This is a genomic window from Pollutimonas rozaliensis (genome assembly GCF_048751585.1).
Lineage (GTDB): Bacteria > Pseudomonadota > Gammaproteobacteria > Burkholderiales > Burkholderiaceae_B.
The window spans coordinates 129,692-151,377 of sequence record NZ_JAZHOB010000011.1; the positions used below are offsets into that span (position 1 = coordinate 129,692).

The following is a 21,686-nucleotide window of genomic DNA, read 5'->3' on the forward strand; positions in this document are numbered from 1 at the left end:
ACCTTGTTGTTGTTCAAGTTATTTATCCTCGACCTGCAATATGGCCAGGAACGCTTCCTGGGGAATCTCGACGTTGCCGACCTGCTTCATGCGCTTCTTGCCCGCCTTCTGCTTTTCAAGCAGTTTCTTCTTGCGCGAGATATCGCCCCCATAGCATTTGGCCAGAACGTTCTTGCGCAGCGCCTTGACGTTCTCGCGCGCGACCACTTCGGCGCCTATGGCCGCCTGTATGGCGATGTCGAACATCTGGCGGGGAATCAGGCTGCGCATCTTGGACACCACTTCGCGGCCCTTGTAGCGGGCGTTGGAACGGTGCACGATCATGGACAAGGCATCGACGCGATCGCTGTTGATGAGCAGGTCGACGCGCACCACGTCGGCCGCCCTGTATTCCTTGAAATCGTAATCCATGGACGCATAGCCGCGCGAAACCGACTTGAGCTTGTCGAAGAAGTCCAGAACGATTTCGGCCAGCGGCATTTCGTACATAAGATGCACCTGGCGTCCGTGGTAGGTCATGTTCAGCTGGACGCCGCGCTTGACCATGCACAGCGACATGACCGGCCCGACGTATTCCTGGGGCATGAACAGGGTCACCGTGACGATGGGTTCGCGTATCTCGGTAATGTTGCCGATCTCGGGCATGCGCGAGGGGCTTTCGATCATGGATACGGAGCCGTCGCGCTGCTCGACCTCGTACACCACCGACGGCGCGGTGGTGATGATGTCCATGTCGAACTCGCGCTCCAGCCGTTCCTGCACGATTTCCATGTGCAGCAGGCCCAGGAAGCCGCAGCGAAAGCCGAAGCCCAGCGCCTGCGACACCTCGGGCTCGAACATCAGCGAAGAATCGTTAAGCTTCAGCTTTTCCAGCGAATCGCGCAACTGGTCGTATTCGCTGCTTTCCACCGGATACAGTCCCGCGAACACCTGCGGCTTGACCTCTTTGAAGCCAGGCAGGGCCGATGCGGCCGGCTTGCCGGCCAGGGTAACGGTATCGCCCACCTTGGCATGCTCGAGCTCTTTGATTCCGGAAATGACGAAACCGACCTCGCCGGCCGACAGCTCTGTGCGAGGCACGGACTTGGGCGTGAAGACGCCTATCTGTTCGCACAGGTGGGTGAAGCCGGTGGCCATCAGCAGGATTTTGTCCTTGGGCTTGAGCACCCCGTTGACGATGCGCACGAGCATGACCACGCCCACATAGTTGTCGAACCACGAGTCGATGATCAGCGCCTGCAGCGGCTTGGAGGGGTCGCCGACGGGAGGCGGCACCTTGGCCACAATGGTTTCCAGGATATCGTCTATGCCCATGCCGGTCTTGGCGCTGCATAGAATGGCGTCGGACGCGTCGATGCCGATCACGTCCTCGACTTCCTGGCGGGCGCCTTCGGGATCGGCCGACGGCAAATCCATTTTATTCAGGACCGGCACCACTTCCACGCCAAGCTCGATGGCGGTGTAGCAATTGGCGACCGTCTGGGCCTCGACGCCCTGGGATGCGTCCACGACCAGCAGCGCGCCTTCGCAGGCCGACAGGGACCGGCTGACTTCATAGGAGAAATCGACGTGCCCGGGGGTATCGATAAGATTCAGGGCGTAGACCTTGCCGTCCCTGGCCTGGTAGCTGAGGGCGGCCGTCTGGGCCTTGATGGTAATACCTCTTTCGCGCTCGATATCCATGGAATCAAGCACTTGCGTAGACATTTCACGATCGGCCAACCCTCCGCAACGATGAATCAAGCGATCGGCCAGCGTCGACTTGCCATGGTCGATGTGGGCAATAATGGAGAAGTTGCGGATGTGATCCATAAACCTGCGAAAAGAAGCCCATCGATGGGGAATGAGCGGGTAAATAAGAGAAAAACATGAAAAAGGGAGCGCTAGAGGGCGCTCCCTTCTGCTTTATGCCATTTTAGCTGTTTCTACGGATTATTTTCCGGGCGTAACCGTTACCCACTGAGATTGATCGCCGCGCACCACCAGCAAGGCGGCGGCACGGGACTTATCCAGTCCGGATACGACCTTGGCATATTGCTCAGGTCCGGTGATATCGACATTATTGACCGTGACGATGATGTCGCCCACTGCCAGGCCGGCGGCGGCGGCGGGGCCTTCGACCTCCACCACCTGCACCCCGCCCTTGATATCGAGCTTGCCGGGGGCGGCATCGGCCACTTCGGTCACCTTCAGCCCCAGGATGTCGGTGGGCGTCGCCTTGGGAGCGGCCGGCTTGGCGGCTTCGCCTTCGGTATCGGCATCCGGCATTTCGCCGACCTTGACCTGAAGGGTTTGCGTCTTGCCCTTGCGCCAGACTTCCATGGGAACCCGCTTGCCCGGCTTGGTGGCGCCGACGATGCGCGGCAGATCGGTCATGTGGGCGATTTCCTTGCCTTCGAACTTGACGATGACATCGCCCGGGCGGACGCCGGCTTCAGCGGCGGGGCCGCCCTGCTCGACGTTGCTGACCATCGCACCCTTGGCGCCATCCAGGCCGATGGCCTTGGCCACCTCGTCGGAGACGGGTCCGATCTGCACGCCGATGCGGCCGCGCGTGACCTTGCCATGCGCTTTGAGCTGCTCTACGACACGCATGACTTCGTCGATGGGGATGGCCAGGGATATTCCCATGAAGCCGCCGCTTTGCGAAATGATCTGCGAATTGACACCCACTACCTGGCCGGACAGGTCGATCAGCGGCCCACCGGAATTACCGGGGTTCACCGCCACATCGGTCTGGATGAAAGGCAGGTAATCGCCGGTGTCGCGGTTGATGGCGCTGACGATACCGGAGGTGACGGTGGAATCCAGCCCGAAAGGCGAGCCGATGGCCAGGACCCACTGCCCTTTCTTGAGCTTGGTCGAATCGCCGATGGGCAATGGGACCAGATCTTTGGCGTCGATCTTGATGAGCGCCACATCGGTGCGGGGGTCGGTGCCTATGATCTTGGCCTTGTATTCCTTGCCCGACGTAAGCGTGACGAATATGCCGTTGGACTTGGCGACCACATGGTTATTGGTAAGGATGTAGCCGTCGTCCGAAATGATGAAGCCGGAGCCGACGCCGCGCGGCACCGTGCGTTCCTGCTCGGGCGCGGACGGGGTGTTGCGTTGGCGCGGGCCGGGTGCGCCCGGAGGCATGAAGTCGGGGCCGAAGAACCAGCGGAACATGTCGTAGGGATCGTTGCTGTTGGGACCCATTGCCGGATTGCGCATGGGCACGGCTTCGGTCGTGCGGATATTGACCACCGACCCTTCCGTCTTCGCGACGACCTGGGTGAAGTCGGGGACCGACAATGTGGGAACCGCCGTCGTCTGGGCGTTGCCCACCCCGCCGATCGCCGCGCAGGCAACCAGCAAGCTTGCCGACGCGCAGGCCAGTAAGCGTTTTACCTTGCCATTTCCTAGATAAGTAGAAAGCATCATGGAACTCCTAGGTTGATAATTCTTCAAATGATCAGTGCCCGGCCAGGGGTACGTATTCGGTATGTTCGGCGATGTCGCGCACGGTTTCGGCGGGAACTTCGCCCAAGGCCGTAAGCCAGTGGTCGCCGATGCGTGCCCGGAAAATATTCATGGCGCCTGTGCTGACCGCGCCGTTGGCAAGCGGTGTATCGCGGTCGGCCTCATAGGGCTCGATGAATACCGAGATCGCCGCCAGGCCATCGGTGATGACCAACTGGCTGACCTGCCTGCCGCGCTTCATGGGGCGCGATACCTGCGTAACGGGTTGGTAGCCCGGGGGAAACGGGATACGCCAGCCATTTTTTGCCAGGTCGACCGGAGCCATGGTGGTTTCAAGAACTTTCCAGTCTTGAATGTTCCAGCTGGAGGCAAGCTGGCCCGACGCCACCTTGTCGCCGACCTGCAGGCTGCTGAAGGATATCTGGTCGATCACGCCGCCGTGCTGATTCAGGGTTTGCGCCTTGAGCAGCAGGCTGGTCTTGGTGTCGGCGCAAAGGCGATAGCCATAGCGATGGGCGTCTTTAGGGATGAGCTCGATGATCGAGCATTCGCGGCCCGCAATGCGGCTAAGGCCCGCCTGCAGCTTGAATTGGTAGTTTTCGGGGATGGTCTTGCCTTCGCCCAGAAGCAGCGCCGGGAAGCGATCGCCGCGCCGCCGCTCGATGACGACCAATTTTTTTTCGGGCACCAGGCATTGCGTGGTTTCGTTGTGCCGCAGGTATTCGCGCGGCGGGCCATCGAGCATTTCGATCCGTTCGCGCTCGCCCGTGCCGTCGACCAAATGAACAATGCGCGAGGACAGCATGATGCCGCCCTGCTGATAGGTATATACGCCGGAATAGTCCAGCTTGCGCGCCGCATCCTGAATTTTCCGCAAGGCGACCAGGACGGGATCGGGCGCCGCCTTGGCCGCCTCGGCGGACCAGGCCGGCTGCGCCAGCGCACAGGCCGCCGCAAGCAGCATCGCCTGGCAAGCCCATATTTGGGCACGTCCCGCATGGCGACGCAGCCTTGTAGCCGAATTGCCGCTGAAGTGCACCGCCATTACCGGGACACCTCGAATGAAACCTGGCGCACCGGATTGACCCCCGCGATTTCGCGATGGGCATCCAGATAGTCGCGCAGCCCCGCTTCGTCGCCGGCACTGGCAACGACCTGCGTGGCGGCCGGTTCCGTAGAGCCGGGTCCGGAAATATAGGGCAAGGCCACCCACACCACCGATGCCACCGCGGCGGCCACCGCCAGGCCGGACAGGCCCACGCGCACTGGACCGTGGCGGCGCATCATGCGCGGCGCCACGATGTGCGGCTCGGCGTCTATGGCCTTGGAAACCCGGGCATAGAAGAAATCGGACGGCTTGATGGCCAGATCCTGATTGCGCAGGACATCGCCGATAAGGTGGTAGGTATCCCATACCTGCCGGCCATACGGCGTATCGAGTTCTTCCGGGCGGATTTCACCTTCTCCGTCTATCCATGTGGAAACGGAGGATTCCCAGGAAGCCTGTTCCTGGTCGGCGTCGTGCCTGGCTTGATGATCGGCTTGCATTGTGTGGACTCCTTACCAGCGGCGCTCGGGATCGCTGCCCAGCACCGGCCGCAACTGTGCCGCTATGGCTTCGCGTGCGCGGAAAATCCGCGACCGAACCGTGCCTATGGGACAGCCCATGCTCTGGGCGATATCTTCGTAGCTCATACCTTCAATTTCTCGCAATACGATCGCGGTCCGTAAGTCTTCCGGCAAGGCATGGATGGCCGCGTTGACCGTTTCGACGATCTGCCGGCTTGCCAATGCCGATTCCGGGGTGCTGATGTCTGTTAGGTTGTCAATCTGGCTAAAAGTTTCACCGTCTTCGGTTTCAATTACATTTAGCGTGCTCGGACGGCGTCCGCTGGCGACCTGCCAATTGCGGGCGGTGTTGATGGCGATGCGATAAAGCCAGGTGTAGAAGGCGCTCTCGCCCCGGAACTGGGGAAGGGCCCGATAGGCCTTGATGAACGCTTCCTGGGCAACGTCCTCGATTTCGGCCGGATCGCGGATCATCCGGGACAGCAGGCGCATGATTTTCCGCTGGTATTTCAGGACCAGCAAATCAAAAGCGCGCTTGTCCCCGCGCTGTACCCGCGCCACCAGCTCGGCATCGATCTCGCGTTCGCTCATGGATTTTCCTTTTTGGAGCTGCCGCGCTCCGGCATGGCGGCCTGTCGGGCCACGCATACGCATAATTCGCGCCAGGCCTGCGGCGGCAGGCCGAATTTCCAGACCGTCAGTTGCAACGGCCTGGCCGCCGGCGCCGCGCTGTCGCGCAGCCTTAATGTCATCCAGGCGAACGCTTGCCAGGCGTGAAAAAGATGCAGCGGCCGCGCCGACCCGTGCGAGGCCAGTTGCCAGGCGCCCGTATCGCTAAGCGACAGCGTATCGGGAACAGGTCCCGGTTTGCCCGACATGGCCTTCAGCGGGCCCGTCCACCATCGATGCCGGACGGGCCACTGCCTGATGGGTGTCATGGGGCGCCCCAGCTTATACCCTCCGCACAATCATGGACCCATTGGTACCGCCGAAGCCGAAGGAATTCGACAACGCGACATCGATTTTCATTTGGCGCGCTTCATTGGCGCAATAATCCAGATCGCATTCCGGATCCTGATTGAAAATATTGATGGTGGGCGGCGAGATCTGGTTATACACGGCCAAGGTCGTGAATACGGCTTCTATCCCCCCCGCGGCGCCCAGAAGGTGGCCAGTCATGGATTTGGTGGAGTTGACGACCAGTTTCTTGGCATGGTCGCCGAACGCCAGCTTGAGCGCTTCGGATTCGTTCTTGTCGCCCAGGGGCGTGGAGGTGCCGTGCGCATTCACATAGTCGACCTGGTCGGGATTGATGCCGCCGCTGCGCAAAGCGTTGAGCACGCCGCGCCGGGGGCCATCGCGGTCGGGCGAGGTAATGTGATGGGCGTCGGAGCTCATGCCGTAGCCGACGAATTCACCGTAGATGCGTGCGCCGCGCTTGCGGGCATGTTCGTATTCTTCGAGCACCAGCGCGCCGGCGCCCTCGCCCAGGACGAAGCCGTCGCGGTCGCGATCCCAGGGGCGCGAAGCCGTTTCAGGGTCGTCGTTGCGGGTGGAAAGCGCGCGCATGGCGGCAAAACCGCCTATTCCCAAGGGAGACACAGTGGATTCGGCACCGCCGGCCACCATGACGTCGGCATCGCCGTATTCGATCAGCCGGGCGGCGTCGCCGATGGAATGCAGCCCCGTCGTGCAGGCCGAGACCACCGCATAGCTTGGACCCTTCAGGCCCAGCATGATGGACAACTGGCCGGAGATCAGGTTGATCAGGGAGGCGGGAACGAAAAATGGGGATATACGGCGCGGACCGCGCTCGAGGTATTCGACCTGGGTTTCTTCGATGCGGGGCAAGCCGCCTATGCCGGACCCGATGATGGTGCCGATGCGTTCCGCGTTCTCGTCGGTGGCCGTCAGGCCGCTGTCCCGCCATGCCTGGACACCCGCCGCCACGCCGTAATGGATGAAGGTATCCATTTGCTTGGCTTCTTTCGAGGACATGTACTGCGTGACATCGAAACCTTTGACTTCACCCGCTATCTGGGCATTGAACGCCGAGGGATCGAAGCGCGTGATGCGCCCGATGCCGGAGCGTCCATTGACGATATTGTCCCATGCGCTGTCAATATCGTTGCCGACCGGCGAAACAATACCCAGACCGGTAATGACGACACGTCGTTTCACGGATGACTCCTAAAATAAAAAAGCGGCTTAAAGCGAATAGACGCGCCCCGGCGCCAAACCCCGAAATGAATTTGGCAGGGCGGCGAGCCTATACCTATAAACCGCCTTGGGGTGGAGCGCTTGATACCGAACCCGCACCCGAAAAGTTGAAATTACTGCTTGCTGTGCGATGTGATGTAGTCAACAGCTTGCTGAACCGTCGTGATTTTCTCGGCCTCTTCATCCGGAATTTCGGTTTCGAATTCGTCTTCGAGTGCCATCACGAGCTCGACCATATCGAGCGAATCGGCACCGAGGTCGTCAAGGAAGGAAGATTCGTTTTTTATCTCGGCTTCGTTGACGCCAAGTTGTTCAGCGACGATCTTCTTGACGCGCTGTTCGATGCTTTCCATGCATATCTCCAAGTAGGGAAAATTCCCGCGAATTATAGCCAAACGAAATAGTGAATGGTGCTGGCTATGACAAAAAAAACGGCATTACCGGCAATGAGCGCATTTTGCCTGACTGGCGCGAGCCTCTGTGCGGAACACCTCTGGAATGGACAGATTTTACCCTACGGGGGTGACCTGTCCGGTTATTACATATACATCCCGCCGTTCACGTGCAGCGTGGTGCCGGTTATATACCCTGCCTGCGGCCCGGCCAAAAAGGCCACGGCCGACGCGATTTCGGCCGCCGCGCCCAACCGCCCTAGCGGTATCTGCGACAGGATGGCGGCCGTTTGCGATTCGTTCAGGGCACGCGTCATGTCGGTTTCAATGAAACCGGGCGCGACGCAGTTGACCGTGATATTGCGGCTGCCCAGCTCGCGCGCCAGCGCGCGGGCCATGCCGGTCACGCCCGCCTTGGCGGCGGCATAGTTGGCCTGGCCCGGATTTCCGCTGGAGCCGACCACCGACGTAATATTGATGATGCGGCCCCAGCGGGCCTTCATCATAGTGCGGGTCACGGCGCGCGACAGGCGGAACACCGCCGACAGATTGGTCGCGATGACCGCTTCCCAGTCCTCGTCTTTCATGCGCATGGCCAGGTTGTCGCGCGTGATGCCGGCGTTGTTGACCAATATATGAGGTCCGCCATCCTGCTTGCCCAGCTCGGTCACCAGCGCATCGCAGGCCGCCGCGTCATTGACATCCAGCGCCACGCCGCGGCCGCCGCTTGCGGCCAGCATCTCGGAGATCGCCTGGGCGCCGGACTCGGACGTGGCCGTGCCGACCACCGTGGCGCCCTGCGCCGAGAGTTCCAGCGCGATGGCCTTGCCTATGCCGCGCGTGGCGCCCGTCACCAGAGCCAGTTTGCCCGCGAGTGGTTTGTCTTGCATTGCCTTATCCTTGTAATGTATCGAGCGCCGCCTGCAGGGACGCCGGATCGGTAATGGCCAGTCCGACCAGGTCGCGGTCTATGCGTTTGGTCAGGCCGGCAAGCACTTTGCCCGGGCCGCACTCGACCACATGCGTGACGCCCTGCTCTTTCATGGCATTCAGTGTTTCGACCCAGCGCACGGGGTGCCAGGCCTGGCGTACCAGCGCATCCTTGATCGCGCCCGGCTCGGACGGCGACTGGACGTCGACGTTGTTGATGAGAGGAATCCGGGGGGAAGCCAGGTCGATGCCTGCCAGCGCGCCTTCCAGCACGGCGGCGGCCGGCTTGAGCAGGCTGGAATGAAAGGGCGCGGATACCGACAGCATCAGGGCGCGCTTGGCGCCTTCGGCCTTGGCCAGTTCGCATGCCCGCTCGACGGCCGACTTGTGCCCGGCAATGACGACCTGTGCGGGGGCATTGAAATTGACCGCCTCGACGATCTCGCCCTGCGCCGCCTTGGCGCATACCGCCCTGACGATATCGTCGTCCAGGCCCAGCACAGCGGCCATGCCGCCCGCGCCGACCGGCACGGCCGCCTGCATGGCATCGGCGCGGACGCGCACCAGCCGGACGGCGTCCTCCAGTGACAGCGCGCCGGCGGCCGCCAAGGCCGAGTACTCGCCCAGGCTATGGCCGGCGACCAGTGCGGGCGGCAGCCCGCCGGCATCAAGCCAAGCGCGGTAAACCGCCACACCAGCCGTCAGCATGACGGGCTGGGTATTGGTCGTGAGATTGAGTTCCTCGGCGGGGCCGCCTGCAACCAGCGCCGCCAGATCCTGGCCCAGCGCATCCGATGCGCGGCTCACCACGTCCTTGACTGCGGCATTATCCGCCCAGGCATCGAGCATGCCGATGGATTGCGATCCCTGTCCGGGAAAGACGAAAGCTATTTTCATAAAGCAAATGCAAGTAGATGGAATACAAATCGCGCCCGTAGTCTGCGCAGGACGCAAACCTGCCGCGCGCCCGGGCGATGTTTACATTTTCACCAGCACGGATCCCCAGGTGAAGCCGCCGCCGACACCTTGCATCATGACCAGGTCACCGGCCTTGATGCGCCCGTCGCGACGCGCCACATCGAAAGCCAGCGGCACGCTGGCGGCGGATGTATTGGCATGTTTATCGACAGTAATGACGACTTTTTCATCCGGCACGCCCAGGTGCCGGCCCAGGAAATTGATAATGCGCACATTAGCTTGGTGCGGCACCAGCCAGTCAATGTCTTCGAGCCGTATGTCGGCCTGTTCGCAGACGTCGAGGGCCGATTTGGTCAGCGAGGTGACCGCCAGCTTGAACACCGATTGGCCGTCCATGCGCAGGAAAGGATCGCCCACCACTTCGCCATGCGCCACATTGCCTGCGGCGCAAAGGATCTTCATTTGGCTGCCATCGGCATTCAACTGCGCGGCCATGATGCCGGGTTCGTCGGATGCCCGCAGGACGACGGCACCGGCGCCATCACCGAACAGCACGCAAGTGCTGCGATCGTTCCAGTCAAGTATGCGTGAGAAGACTTCGGCGCCGATAACCAGCGCGGTCTTGGAGCGCCCGGCGCGAATGAAGGAATCGGCGGTGGTCAGGGCGTATACGAAGCCGCTGCAGACTGCCTGCACGTCAAACGCGGCGCCGCCTTTCGCGCCGAGGTTGGCCTGCACCAGGCAGGCTGTGCTGGGGAAGACAAAATCGGGGGTGGACGTTGCGACGATGATCAGATCGATCTCGTCAGCCGTCACGCCGGCGTCAGCCAAGGCGATTTCAGCCGCGCGGGTGGCCAACTGGCTGGTCGTGGCGCCTGCATCGGCCAGGTGGCGTTGCCGTATGCCCGTGCGCTCGACGATCCAGGAGTCGGAGGTTTCGATCTGGCGTGTCGCAAGGTCGGCGGCAAGATCGTCGTTGGATACGATACGGGAAGGCAAGTATCCGCCCGACCCTATTATCTTGGCATAAGGCATAGTAGCTTCCAGATACCCGGCTAGAGCGCAGGATCAGATAAGTCGTTGGAAAGCTTCGCCGATTGCGCCGCAGCGGCCTGCAAACTCTGGCGAAGATGATCGATGGCGCTTGTTGTACCATCAAGCAGACCATTATGCACCGCTTCGCGCGCCCTTTGCAGCGCGTAGCCGAATGCGTAGGCGTCGGCCGACCCATGGCTTTTGATGACGATGCCGCGCAAGCCCAGCAAGGCTGCACCGTTGTAGCGGCGGTTGTCGACACGGTCGCGCAAGCGGTTCAATACCGGCGTTGCCAGCACGCCCGCAGCCATGGACAAGCCATCGCGCTTGAATTCCGCGCGCATCATGGTGGCGACCATTTTTGCCACGCCTTCAATGGATTTGAGCACCACATTGCCGACAAAGCCGTCGCAGACTATGACGTCCACCGTACCTTTGCAGATGTCATCGCCTTCGACGTTGCCGTAGAAGTTCAGGCCGCTGGTGCGCAGGAGCTCGGCCGCCTGCTTGACGACTTCGTTGCCCTTGATGACTTCTTCGCCGATATTGAGCAGCCCAATGGTGGGGTGCTGACGGCGGTCAACCGCAGAGGCCAGGGCCGAACCCATGATGGCGAACTGCAGAAGATGCTCGGCCGAGCAATCGACATTGGCGCCCAGGTCCAGCATGGTGGTCGTCCCGCCCTTCTGGTTCGGAATGGATGTGGCAATGGCCGGCCGATCGATACCATCGAGCGTTTTAAGGATATAGCGCGAAATCGCCATCCATGCGCCGGTGTTGCCGGCGGAAATGCAGGCATCGGCGCGGCCGTCCTTGACGGCCTGCACCGCAACGCGCATGGAGGAGTCCTTCTTGCGCCGCAACGCCACCTCGACCGTATCGGCCATGGTGACGACCTCGGAGGCAGGCAGGATCTCGTACCAGTCGCGCTCCAGACTACCCAAAGCACGCAGACCGGCCTCGATGGCAGCCGCGTCGCCCGCAAGCAGGAAACGCGTATCGGGGTTCTGCTTGGCGAATTGATGGGCAGCTGGCACAGTGACCGGCAAGCCGACATCACCGCCCATGCAGTCGATGGCAATCCGAATCTCAGTTGTCGGCATCAAGCGCGCAATCTGTGGCGTTTATAGCGAGATCGCAAAAACCGGACTTACTCGTCGTTCTTGGACTTGAGTACTTTGCGGCCGCGGTAGATACCGTTGGGGCTGATGTGGTGACGCAGGTGCAATTCACCGGTCGTGGGTTCTACAGCCGTCGGGGGCGCTGAGATGAAATCGTGCGAACGATGCATACCGCGCTTAGACGGGCTCTTTTTGTTTTGCTGAACGGCCATGATGACTCCTGATAACGGGTCGCCATTGTAAGCGATAGTCCCGCGGGGTTAAATGCGTTAAATCAATCTTTCTTTAGCTGGCCCAACGCCGCGAACGGCGAAGGCCTGCCTGGGTCGGCGTCGGGCTCTTGGGCAAGAGGCTCCGGCAGCGACGGACAAACATCGTGCTTGGGCACATAGGGCAGACCGAGGATGATTTCATCTTCGACCAGCTCCAGGACATCGAGGCGCTGCGAACCAACGATACGTTCGATGATATCGTCGGATTCGGCATCCAGGACGTCCTCATCCTCTAGCGCGGCCTGGGACTTCACCACCTGCAAGCGGTTGGTGGAATCGACCGGCCACTGAAAAGGCTTAAGGCAGCGCTGGCATTCCAGCGTGGGCGACGCCTTTACATGAACCCGCAAAAAATGCCGGCCCGTTGTATCTTGCATGCCCCGCAAAGACCAGGACACCATGGTATCGAGCTGCTGGGGTAAATCTTCTGTCAGGCGTTCGAACCGGGCAATTGGCGCCTGGCCGTGAACTTCCTGGCCCAAACGCGTAAGTTCGTACGTATCGACGTATTGTGTTTCAACGCCCATGGTTTTCCGTGCCGATGTGTGCCATTCCCATGCATGGCGGCCGCAAAGCAGCTTTCGTGCACAAAGAAAACATTAGATAATAGCGCGTTCAGCCATTTCCAGTCAAACCAAACAGGTGCCAACCCGCTTATGCGTCTCATCCTAGCCTCAAGCTCGCCCTATCGCAAGGAAATGCTTGAACGCCTGTGCGTTCCGTTCACCACGGTCGCCCCCGACGTCGATGAAAGCCCCATGCAGGGCGAAACGCCGGCGCAATTGGCCCTGCGCCTGTCCATGGCCAAAGCCCAAGCCGTCGTCCAGACCCATCCCGGAGCAATCGTCATCGGTTCGGACCAGGTCGCCACCGTGGATGGCGCCCCCATAGGCAAGCCGGGCTCCTTCGAGCGCGCCAAAGAGCAGCTTGTGCGGCTCAGCGGGCGGACGGTAGAATTTCACAGCGCCTTGTGCGTCAGCGACGGCCGCCGCTACCAGACCGACGATATCGTTACGTTTTGCCGGTTCCGCTCACTGACGGATGAGGAAATCACCCGCTATCTGCAACGCGAACAACCCTACGATACAGCAGGCAGCGCCAAGGCCGAAGGCCTGGGGATCGCCCTGATGGACAGCATGCGCTGCGACGACCCCACCGCCATTATCGGCCTGCCGCTCATCGCCCTTTCCCGCATGCTGCGCTCATTCGGCATCAACCCCCTGGCGCAGCCATAGCCGGCGCGCATCGATACACACCCGGGCGGCATAGCACCCTACGGCGCCCCGCAAGGAAAAAACCTGGAGAATTTGTGAAACCAGCAGGAACATTGCATTTGATACCCGTGGGCATGGGCCCGGGCGCCCCGGCCGCATGGCTGCCGCAGACCGTCCAGGAACTGGCCGGGCGCCTGACCACGTATATCGCCGAGAATGCCAAGACGGCCAGGGCCTTCCTGAAGCTGGTGGGTACTGTGGGGCCGCTACAGGACATAACCATTCACACATTGGACAGCAAGGTGGACGCCCAGCAAATGAAGGCATGGCTCAAGCCCCTGCTGGAAGGCGGCGAGATCGGCCTGGTTTCCGAAGCGGGCTGTCCGGCCGTGGCCGATCCCGGCGCACGAGTCGTGGCTCAGGCCCACGCCATGGGCATACGCGTCGCGCCCTGGGTGGGTCCTTCATCCATCCTGCTCAGCCTGATGGCCAGCGGCCTGGATGGTCAACGCTTTGCGTTCCATGGCTATGCGCCTGTGGATCCGTCCGAGCGCGCCAAGCAATTGAAGGCCTGGGAAAGCGCTTCACGCAAGCAGGAACAGACCCAAATCCTCATCGAGACCCCCTACCGCAACGACGCCATGTTCGAGACACTGAAGCAGGCCCTTAACGACACCACCCGGCTTTGCGTGGCCCGTTCGCTGACGACCGGCGACGAATGGATACGCACGCGCAGCATCGCTCAATGGAAGACGGCAGCGCCGCCCGACCTGGCACGCAAACCCACCATATTCCTGTTCATGGCGGGACGCTAGTGGTCGGCCGCTTTTTCGCCTGCCTGCTGCTGGCTACCCTGGCCGCCTGCTCGTCCACCCGGCAAGGCGGCCTGGATATCGACCGCAGCATACAGGCACAAAGTCAGAACAGCCGGGTGGATTTCATTGTGCTGCACTACACCTCGGCCAGTAACGATGCTTCATTGAGGATCCTGTCCGAGCGCAATGTCAGCAGCCATTACCTGATCACCAACGAGCCACGGCCCCGGGTTTATCAATTGGTCAATGAAAGCCGTCGCGCCTGGCACGCAGGGGTCAGCCAGTGGTATGGGCGCAGCGACCTGAACAGCGGCTCCATCGGCATCGAGATTGTCAATCAGGGCAGACAGGGCGATGAATGGGATCCATACAACCCTGCGCAGATAAGAACTCTGGCCTTGTTGCTGAAAGACATCGTCGCCCGTCACCAGATCAAGGCGCTCAATATCGTTGGCCACAGCGACATCGCGCCGCAACGCAAGCTAGACCCCGGTCCGCTCTTCCCATGGCGGGAACTGGCCCGGCAGGGCCTGGGACGCTGGTATGACGAAAACCTGATGCGTGTTTATCGTGAGGAGTTCCTGCGGCAAGGCATGCCGGACATCGCCTGGGTGCAGAAAGAATTACGTCGCACGGGCTACGACGCCCCATTTGGCGGCACACTGGACAAGGCTACCCGCAACGTGATTGCCGCATTCCAGATGCACTATCGTCCTGCGCTCTTTGATGGCAACCCGGACGCCGAAACGCTGGCCATATTGAAAGCACTGCCCTGATGGCATAAAGGTCGCCGACCGGGGCGGCCTGCATCAGCATTTGCGGACGCCGGCTTCATCCCGATGCAGCGCCCGACGGGCCAAAGACCTCAGGCACGGCTTCGCCTGACATAGAAGAACACACGGACCAGAAGCAGCGCCGCCAGCATTGCGCCATAGACATAGGGCTCGAAGAAATCGTTCTTGCCGGCCCGAACCAGCCAGAAATGCCACACCGACAGGACCGCGATTGCATAGACGCTGCGGTGCAGTTGCTGCCAGTGACGGCCCATGCGATGAATCCAGCCGCGCGTCGACGTAACGGCCAGCGCCAGCATGGGCAGAAAGGCAACCATGCCCACCGTGATGAAGGTGCGCTGCACAACGTCGCTCCACATTGAAGACAGCGACCAGCCCCTTTCCCAAAAAGCCCAGCCCAACAGGTGCAGGCAAGTATAGAAAAATGCGAACAGCCCCAGCATTCGGCGCACACGGACCAGCGCGGGTTGGTTGATGATTCGGCGCAACGGGGTGACCGACAGAGTAAGCCCCAGCGCCACCAGCGCCCAGATGCCGGACGATCGGATCAGAAACTCGGGTGGATTCGCCCCCAGGCCGTCGTTGAACCCCAGCCATGTCCATCGGGCGAACGGGTACAGACACAACATGAAGACCAGCGGCTTGAATTTGCCGACCTGCCGCGCCGTCCAGTTGGGCTTGGACACTAATAATTTTTCCGAAGATCCATGCCGGCATACATGGCGGCGACCTGTTCCCCGTAGCCATTGAAGGCAAGGGTATCCACGCGCGGTGCGAAGAACCCGTCGCCGATGCGGCGTTCGGTTGCCTGGCTCCAGCGGGGATGCGGCACATCGGGGTTGACGTTGGCATAGAAGCCGTATTCGTTGGGTGCGATCTTTACCCAACTGGTTACGGGCATTTTTTCCACCAGCCGGATCTTGACGATGGATTTTCCCGATTTGAAGCCGTATTTCCACGGAATGGCCACCCGCATGGGTGCGCCGTTCTGATTGGGCAGCATTTTCCCGTACACGCCGAAGACCAGCATGGTCAAGGGATGCATGGCCTCGTCGATGCGAAGGCCCTCGGTGTAGGGCCAGTCTATGATGCGATCGTTCAACCCAGGCATATTGCCCGGCTGCACCGCCGTGATGAATTCCACGTACTTGGCCTTGCTGGTGGGCTCCACCTTCCGCAGCAACGTCGATAGGGAATAGCCGTTCCAGGGGATGACCATGGACCAGGCTTCGACGCAGCGCAAGCGGTAGACGCGTTCTTCGATGGCGGCCAGCTTGAGCAGATCGTCGATGTCGAAGGTGCGAGGTTTGGCGACTTCGCCCTCGATGGTAATGGTCCAGGGGCGGGTCTGCAGCTTGTCGGCGTATTCGTAAGGGTCGGTCTTGCCCGTGCCGAACTCGTAGAAATTATTGTAGGAACTGACGTCTTTTTCAGACGTTTGCTTATTGCTGAGCCAGTATTCGGGATTCGGCGTGGCGGGAAGCTTCTGCTCCGCCCCAGCCGCGCGGGCCGAGTCCATGCCAAGCAATCCACCACTGCCCAGTGCCAGGGCGCCCAGGCCGGCCTGTTGCAGCCAGTGGCGCCGGGATAGCCAGACAGATTCGGGGGTGATTTCGGAAGCAGCGATCGGCGGTATTGCGTTCTTGGGCATGGCGGTTCGTTTCTGGAAGCGTGTCTGGATATGACGCAGCCAGGCGTCAAAAAGTTCCGGCTGAATCTTTATACTTCTTTTTCCCCCGAAACAACGGGCCTGGCGGCAACCCCCGACCTTCGATCCCGCCTTCTGGCTGGTCTGTGACCTATACGCGATCCAGCACCCAGCTTCGCATCTCGTCCACGCTGGACACCATGACGGTGGGCTCGGCCTGAAGCAAGGTTGCCATATCGTGTGCGCCGTAGGTGACGGCCATGCTGTCGACGCCCGCAGCGGTAGCCATTTGTATATCGTGCGAGGTGTCTCCCACCATCAGCACCTGATCAGGTTGCAGGCTGAGTTCGTCCATGATTTCAAGCAACATGGCGGGATGGGGCTTGCTGAAGGACTCGTCGGCGCAACGCGTGACTTGAAAATGCCCGTGCAATTGCTTCGCGGCGAGCACCCTGTCCAGGCCAACCCGGCTTTTGCCGGTGGCCACGCCCAAGGCGACTTGACGCGATTCAAGGGTGGCGAACAGGTCGGTGATGCCCTCGAACAGCTTGATGTCCGGGTCACGGCTAAGGAAGCGAACGCGATAGCAATCGATGAAATCGGGCATCTGCTCGGCCGTCAGCGTAGGCACGCAGCGATACAGTGCGCTTTCCAGAGACAGGCCTATGACCCAGGCCGCTTCCCGTGCCGGCGGCACGGGCAGGCCGAGATCGGCGCAGGCGCCCTGTATGGCTTCCACAATGGAATGCGTCGAATCCATGACAGTGCCGTCCCAATCGAAGACCACGGCCGAGTAGCGTTTCACGAATTTTGCTCCAGATAATCAATAATATTCAGGCAGGCGGGGGGAAGCTCCGCCGTCAGGACCAGTAATTCCCCGGTCAGGGGATGGGGTATTTCCAGGCGGCAGGCATGCAGGAACATGCGATTGAAGCCCAGGCGGGCAAAATGCGCCCGGACTTCATCCGGACCGTATTTTTCGTCGCCCACAATGGGGTAGCCGGCCGACGCCAGATGCACACGTATCTGATGTGTACGGCCGGTGCGCAGCTCGGCACCCAGCAAGCTGTAGCGCCCATAGCGCTGTTGCAGGGTAATGATGGTGTGGGCCGCCTTGCCGGTTGCATCGACCTTTACGCGCCGCTCGCCCGACGCGGTCAGCCATTTCAGCAAAGGCTGGCGCAAATGCTGCTTGTCGTTGACCCAATCGCCCACTACCAGTGCCTGATAATGTTTGCGCCCCGCGCCTTCGCGCATCATGTCGTGCAGGCCCAGCAAGGCCTTGCGCTTCTTGGCAATAATAAGCAGCCCCGACGTTTCGCGGTCCAGGCGATGTGCCAATTCCAGAAAGGGTGCGTCCGGATGGGCGGCGCGCAATTGCTCGATGACGCCGAAAGACACTCCGCTGCCACCGTGAACGGCCAAACCGGCGGGCTTGTTCACAACGACCAATGCATCGTCCTCGAAGACGATGGGGAATACGGCGGGCGGCGCCTTGCGGGTTTCGTCGGGCCGCGGCAAGCGCAAGGGCGGAACCCTTAATGTGTCGCCCTGCTCAAGACGGTAGTCGGCGGCGATGCGCCCTTTATTGACTCGCACTTCGCCATTGCGTATGGCCTTGTACAGATGGCTTTTGGGCACGCCTTTGCACAGGCGAAGCAGGAAATTGTCGATGCGCTGGCCCGCTTGCTCGGCGCCGATTTCAACAAAACGAACACTGGGAGCAGGGGGCTGGTCAATAACTGTTTTGCGCATAGGGAAAAGCGGCATATAATCGCGTCAGCCTATAGAAGCTGAAAAACCGCCGAACGTAGAGATGCAAGGGTGCGTCTCCGTTGGACGAATAAAGGCCATATTGTACTGCCTGGGTTTCAGCTTCTGGGTCATTAGGTCGCCGGGGCAAGCCCGATCTGGAAAATAGTGGTGTGGCGAATAGCCCGCTATCTACATATCGACTGCCAACCGCGTGCGACGCTGAATCTTTTGCAAGTTTGTCTTCGATTAATGCACCAGCCGCTAACTCAATAATGCGTCTGCCGTTCCCAGCAATTTTTTGTCAACCACTATAGTGAACCTGACCTCCCTGCTGACTGAACTGCGTTCCTACAGGTTCGCCGTGCCTTCCCGACACAAGGTGGGCACTGCCTGACGCCGTCAGCCACGCCCCCCATGCAGATTTAGCGCCTCACACCGAATGACCCGCGGTCGTGCGCCGATAAACGGTGCGCCATGACTACGGAGAAACACCTCATGAAACGGATGTTGTTCAATGCAACGCATCAAGAAGAACTACGCGTTGCCATTGTCGACGGTCAAAAACTCATTGACCTCGACATTGAAACTGCCGGCCGCGAACAGCGCAAAGGCAATATCTACAAAGGCGTAATCACCCGCATCGAACCAGGCCTGGAAGCATGCTTCGTCAGCTATGGCGAAGACCGCCACGGCTTCCTGCCTTTCAAGGAAGTCGCCCGGACCTACTTCAAGGAAGGCGTTGATGTGCGCACTGCGCGCATCCAGGACGCATTAGTCGAAGGTCAGGAACTGATCATCCAGGTCGAGAAGGAAGAGCGCGGCAACAAGGGCGCGGCCCTTACCACCTTCATCTCGCTCGCCGGCCGCTACCTGGTGCTGATGCCCAACAATCCCAGAGGCGGTGGCGTTTCGCGCCGGGTCGAAGGCGAAGACCGCCAGGAACTGCGCGAAACCATGGACCAGCTGGATGTCCCGGCAGGCATGAGCATCATCGCACGCACGGCCGGCATCGGCCGCAGCGTAGAAGAACTGCAATGGGACCTGTCCTACCTTCTGCAGCTCTGGACTGCCATCGATGGCGCCGCACGCGAGAACGCGGCGCCCATCCTGATCTACCTGGAATCCAGCCTGGTCATACGCGCCATACGCGACTACTACTCCCCGGAAATCGGTGAAATCCTCATCGATACCGACGACATCTACGAGCAGGCCACCGCTTTCATGAGCGTGGTCATGCCCGACAGTGTCCAGCGCGTAAAGATGTACCGCGACGACATTCCTCTGTTTTCACGCTTCCAGATCGAACACCAGATCGAAACGGCCTACTCGCGCACCGTGCAACTGCCCTCGGGCGGCTCGGTCGTCATCGACCATACCGAAGCGCTGGTCGCAATCGATGTGAACTCCGCGCGCTCGACGCGCGGTTCCGACATCGAAGAAACCGCCATGCGCACCAATCTGGAAGCCGCCGACGAAGTGGCCCGCCAGTTGCGCTTGCGCGACCTGGGTGGCCTGATCGTCATCGACTTCATCGATATGGAAGAAGGCAAGAATCAGCGCGCGGTGGAACAACGCCTGCGCGATGCCCTGCATTTCGACCGCGCCCGTGTACAAATGGGCAAGATCTCACGCTTCGGCCTTATGGAGCTGTCGCGCCAGCGCCTGCGCCCTGCCCTGAACGAAGGCTCGCACATTACCTGCCCGCGCTGCAATGGCACAGGCGTGGTGCGCGATGCCGAATCCAGCGCGCTGCATGTCCTGCGTCTGCTGCAGGAAGAAGCCATGAAAGAAGGCACCGCCTCGCTGCACGCTCAAGTGCCGGTCGATGTGGCCACCTTCCTGCTCAATGAAAAGCGCGCCGACATCACCAAGATCGAATCGCGCCTGAAGGTCAACCTGATCCTTATCCCCAACAAGAATCTGGAAACGCCGCATCACCATATCGAGCGCCTGCGCCACGACGATCCGCGCCTGGAAGAAATCAAGACCAGCTTCGAACTCGTCACCCAGCCCGAGGCGCCGGTAACCTGGTCGCCCAACAAGGCGCAGGAAGCCAAGACGCGTCCGGAAGCCCTGGTCAAAGGCATCACGCCCTCGCAGCCGGCCCCGATGTCGGCGCCGGCGCCTGCCGCGCGCAGCGCCAAGGCCAAGGAAAGCACCGGACTGTTCAAGAAGCTGATCAATTGGCTGACCGGCGCAGGCACGGCCGCGAAAACCGCCGAGCCCGCCGCGGAAACCGCCGGCAAGTCCTCGCAAGGCCACCGCGGCAAGAGTGGCGGACGCCACAATGACCGCAGGGAACGCGGGCACGGCGACCGCAATCGCCATCGCCGCGGCGACCGGCGCCATGAATCGGCTGAAGGCCGCTCCGAAGACGCCCAGTCCTTGGCAGCACCCAAGCCGCGCCGCCAGGCGGCCGCTCAGGATGCCGGCGCTCAAACCGGCAGCCCTTCGCGCTCGACGGCTGTAACAGCGGTTAGCGGCTCGGCCCAAACCGCCGAGAACGGCGAAAGCGGCAGCAACGGCCGCGGCGGCCGCAATCGCCGCGGACGCGGACGCAACCGCCGCGATGAAACCCAGGCCGAGAACGTCGAGCTGGACAGCAACACCGTACAGGCGGCAACCGCCGTCGCCGCTGCTGAAACCGCGCAAGCGCTTGCCGAGCAAGTCTTGCCCGAGAACGCTGTGGCCGATACCGAACTGACCAGCGAAACCACGGCGGAAGGCGATCAACTCGATCCCGAACGCAAGCGCCGCCGCCGTCGCAGCCGTCGCGGCCGTCGCAGCTCTGAAGGCGGTAGCGATAGCGCCAACGCTTCGGCCGGCGACAACGACAGCGACGACAACGAAGAAGGCCAGGCTTTCGTATCGCACGAAACGCCCGCTTTCAATCCGCAAGTCCTGCCCGCCATCGCCACGGTCCAGGGCGACCTGGAAGCCGCCGCTCCCGCTACTCAGGCTCCGGAGCAGGTGTCCGCAGCTTCAACGCCCTCGGTGCAGCTTGCCGATGCGCAGGTCGCGCCGCAGGAAAGCAGCGAACCCGTTCAGGCGCCCGCAAGCGCTGATCAGGAAGCTGCCGCCCTTGCACCCGCAACGCCCGTCCAGCAAGAGCCGGCCCTGGTGGAAGAAGTCGCCGCCGTCCCGGAGCAAACTGCAGCCGAACAGCCCGCCATTCAAACACCCGCCGTCCCGACAGCACCTGTCGTGCAGCCTTCGCAACCGGCGGAAACCGCGCCGGCAGGCGATGATGCGGCCCTGCTGGCCAATGGCGCCGCTCAGGGCGACTCTGGCGCCAGCACCCCGGCAGCGCCCTTGCGGGACATGCTGGCCTCTGCCGGCATGGAACTGATCGAAACCCGGCATGCCGCTCCTGAAGCCAGCACTGCTCCGGTGCGTCTTGGACGCGCCCGCAAGCCTGCGACAACAGCAGCCAGCGAGCCGCTGCAACAGGTGGAAACCCAGTAGCACGCCATAGAGTCCTGCTACGCAAACCGTAGCATCGGCCCTTGAAGGCCTTGCCGCATAGCGCGGCAAGGCC

At 61.3% G+C, this 21,686-nt stretch carries 22 protein-coding genes; 4 read left to right on the forward strand and 18 right to left on the reverse strand.

Annotated elements, in window-relative coordinates; all coding sequences use genetic code 11:
- Nucleotides 1-18 precede the first annotated feature (18 nt).
- The 14 genes from lepA to V0R37_RS20155 form a co-directional block, all read right to left on the reverse strand.
- Nucleotides 19-1,812, reverse strand: a complete 1,794-nt coding sequence (gene lepA / locus V0R37_RS20090) for a translation elongation factor 4 (protein WP_420376250.1) — start codon at nt 1,810-1,812, stop codon at nt 19-21.
- A gap of 120 nt (nt 1,813-1,932) precedes the next feature.
- Nucleotides 1,933-3,423, reverse strand: coding sequence for a DegQ family serine endoprotease (locus V0R37_RS20095; protein ID WP_420376288.1), 1,491 nt, complete (start codon nt 3,421-3,423; stop codon nt 1,933-1,935).
- A gap of 34 nt (nt 3,424-3,457) precedes the next feature.
- Nucleotides 3,458-4,510 (reverse strand): MucB/RseB C-terminal domain-containing protein, encoded by a 1,053-nt coding sequence (locus V0R37_RS20100; protein WP_420376251.1) that lies wholly within the window; start codon nt 4,508-4,510, stop codon nt 3,458-3,460.
- A complete protein-coding gene (locus tag V0R37_RS20105; protein WP_420376252.1) occupies nt 4,510-5,013 on the reverse strand; it encodes a sigma-E factor negative regulatory protein in 504 nt (167 codons plus the stop codon). Before V0R37_RS20105 ends, V0R37_RS20100 begins: the two co-directional genes overlap by 1 nt.
- Nucleotides 5,014-5,025: 12 nt before the next feature.
- Complete coding sequence (gene rpoE, locus V0R37_RS20110; protein ID WP_420376253.1) at nt 5,026-5,625, reverse strand: RNA polymerase sigma factor RpoE; 600 nt, start codon at nt 5,623-5,625, stop codon at nt 5,026-5,028.
- A complete protein-coding gene (locus V0R37_RS20115; RefSeq protein ID WP_420376254.1) occupies nt 5,622-5,972 on the reverse strand; it encodes a hypothetical protein in 351 nt (116 codons plus the stop codon). Before V0R37_RS20115 ends, rpoE begins: the two co-directional genes overlap by 4 nt.
- 13 nt (nt 5,973-5,985) lie before the next feature.
- Nucleotides 5,986-7,215 (reverse strand): beta-ketoacyl-ACP synthase II, encoded by a 1,230-nt coding sequence (gene fabF, locus V0R37_RS20120; RefSeq protein WP_420376255.1) that lies wholly within the window; start codon nt 7,213-7,215, stop codon nt 5,986-5,988.
- A gap of 152 nt (nt 7,216-7,367) precedes the next feature.
- Entirely contained in the window at nt 7,368-7,607 is a 240-nt protein-coding gene (acpP, locus tag V0R37_RS20125) for an acyl carrier protein (RefSeq protein ID WP_043680887.1), read from the reverse strand.
- Between the two features lie 185 nt (nt 7,608-7,792).
- On the reverse strand, nt 7,793-8,536 hold the full coding sequence (gene fabG, locus V0R37_RS20130) for a 3-oxoacyl-ACP reductase FabG (protein ID WP_420376256.1): 744 nt from the start codon (nt 8,534-8,536) through the stop codon (nt 7,793-7,795).
- A gap of 4 nt (nt 8,537-8,540) precedes the next feature.
- The gene (gene fabD / locus V0R37_RS20135; protein WP_420376257.1) at nt 8,541-9,473 is read right to left on the reverse strand and encodes an ACP S-malonyltransferase; all 933 of its coding nucleotides are present in this window, start codon (nt 9,471-9,473) and stop codon (nt 8,541-8,543) included.
- 81 nt (nt 9,474-9,554) lie between these two features.
- Entirely contained in the window at nt 9,555-10,529 is a 975-nt protein-coding gene (locus tag V0R37_RS20140; RefSeq protein ID WP_420376258.1) for a beta-ketoacyl-ACP synthase III, read from the reverse strand.
- Between the two features lie 20 nt (nt 10,530-10,549).
- The gene (plsX, locus tag V0R37_RS20145) at nt 10,550-11,632 is read right to left on the reverse strand and encodes a phosphate acyltransferase PlsX (RefSeq protein ID WP_420376289.1); all 1,083 of its coding nucleotides are present in this window, start codon (nt 11,630-11,632) and stop codon (nt 10,550-10,552) included.
- A 47-nt stretch (nt 11,633-11,679) separates the two neighbouring features.
- On the reverse strand, nt 11,680-11,862 hold the full coding sequence (gene rpmF, locus V0R37_RS20150) for a 50S ribosomal protein L32 (protein ID WP_420376259.1): 183 nt from the start codon (nt 11,860-11,862) through the stop codon (nt 11,680-11,682).
- A gap of 62 nt (nt 11,863-11,924) precedes the next feature.
- Entirely contained in the window at nt 11,925-12,449 is a 525-nt protein-coding gene (locus V0R37_RS20155; protein WP_420376260.1) for a YceD family protein, read from the reverse strand.
- Nucleotides 12,450-12,578: 129 nt separating this feature from the next.
- On the opposite strand from V0R37_RS20155, the gene V0R37_RS20160 reads away from it, so the two are divergent.
- The 3 genes from V0R37_RS20160 to V0R37_RS20170 all read left to right on the forward strand — a co-directional run bounded on the left by V0R37_RS20160 (nt 12,579) and on the right by V0R37_RS20170 (nt 14,727).
- Nucleotides 12,579-13,157 (forward strand): Maf-like protein, encoded by a 579-nt coding sequence (locus V0R37_RS20160; RefSeq protein ID WP_420376261.1) that lies wholly within the window; start codon nt 12,579-12,581, stop codon nt 13,155-13,157.
- A 113-nt stretch (nt 13,158-13,270) separates the two neighbouring features.
- Nucleotides 13,271-13,951, forward strand: a complete 681-nt coding sequence (locus tag V0R37_RS20165) for an SAM-dependent methyltransferase (protein ID WP_420376290.1) — start codon at nt 13,271-13,273, stop codon at nt 13,949-13,951.
- A complete protein-coding gene (locus tag V0R37_RS20170) occupies nt 13,855-14,727 on the forward strand; it encodes an N-acetylmuramoyl-L-alanine amidase (RefSeq protein ID WP_420376262.1) in 873 nt (290 codons plus the stop codon). Before V0R37_RS20165 ends, V0R37_RS20170 begins: the two co-directional genes overlap by 97 nt.
- Nucleotides 14,728-14,816: 89 nt before the next feature.
- On the opposite strand, the gene msrQ is transcribed toward V0R37_RS20170, so the two are convergent.
- From msrQ to V0R37_RS20190, 4 genes are all read right to left on the reverse strand, one after another.
- Nucleotides 14,817-15,431 carry a protein-methionine-sulfoxide reductase heme-binding subunit MsrQ gene (gene msrQ / locus V0R37_RS20175; protein WP_489685809.1) on the reverse strand — a complete coding sequence of 205 codons (615 nt, stop codon included), beginning with the start codon at nt 15,429-15,431 and terminating at the stop codon, nt 14,817-14,819.
- Nucleotides 15,431-16,396, reverse strand: a complete 966-nt coding sequence (msrP, locus tag V0R37_RS20180; protein WP_420376263.1) for a protein-methionine-sulfoxide reductase catalytic subunit MsrP — start codon at nt 16,394-16,396, stop codon at nt 15,431-15,433. Before msrP ends, msrQ begins: the two co-directional genes overlap by 1 nt.
- Nucleotides 16,397-16,544: 148 nt before the next feature.
- On the reverse strand, nt 16,545-17,198 hold the full coding sequence (locus V0R37_RS20185; protein WP_420376264.1) for an HAD-IA family hydrolase: 654 nt from the start codon (nt 17,196-17,198) through the stop codon (nt 16,545-16,547).
- Nucleotides 17,195-18,148, reverse strand: coding sequence for an RluA family pseudouridine synthase (locus V0R37_RS20190; RefSeq protein ID WP_420376265.1), 954 nt, complete (start codon nt 18,146-18,148; stop codon nt 17,195-17,197). Before V0R37_RS20190 ends, V0R37_RS20185 begins: the two co-directional genes overlap by 4 nt.
- A 495-nt stretch (nt 18,149-18,643) precedes the next feature.
- Between V0R37_RS20190 and V0R37_RS20195 the strand changes: the two genes are divergently transcribed.
- Complete coding sequence (locus tag V0R37_RS20195) at nt 18,644-21,613, forward strand: ribonuclease E/G (RefSeq protein ID WP_420376266.1); 2,970 nt, start codon at nt 18,644-18,646, stop codon at nt 21,611-21,613.
- Nucleotides 21,614-21,686 lie beyond the last annotated feature (73 nt).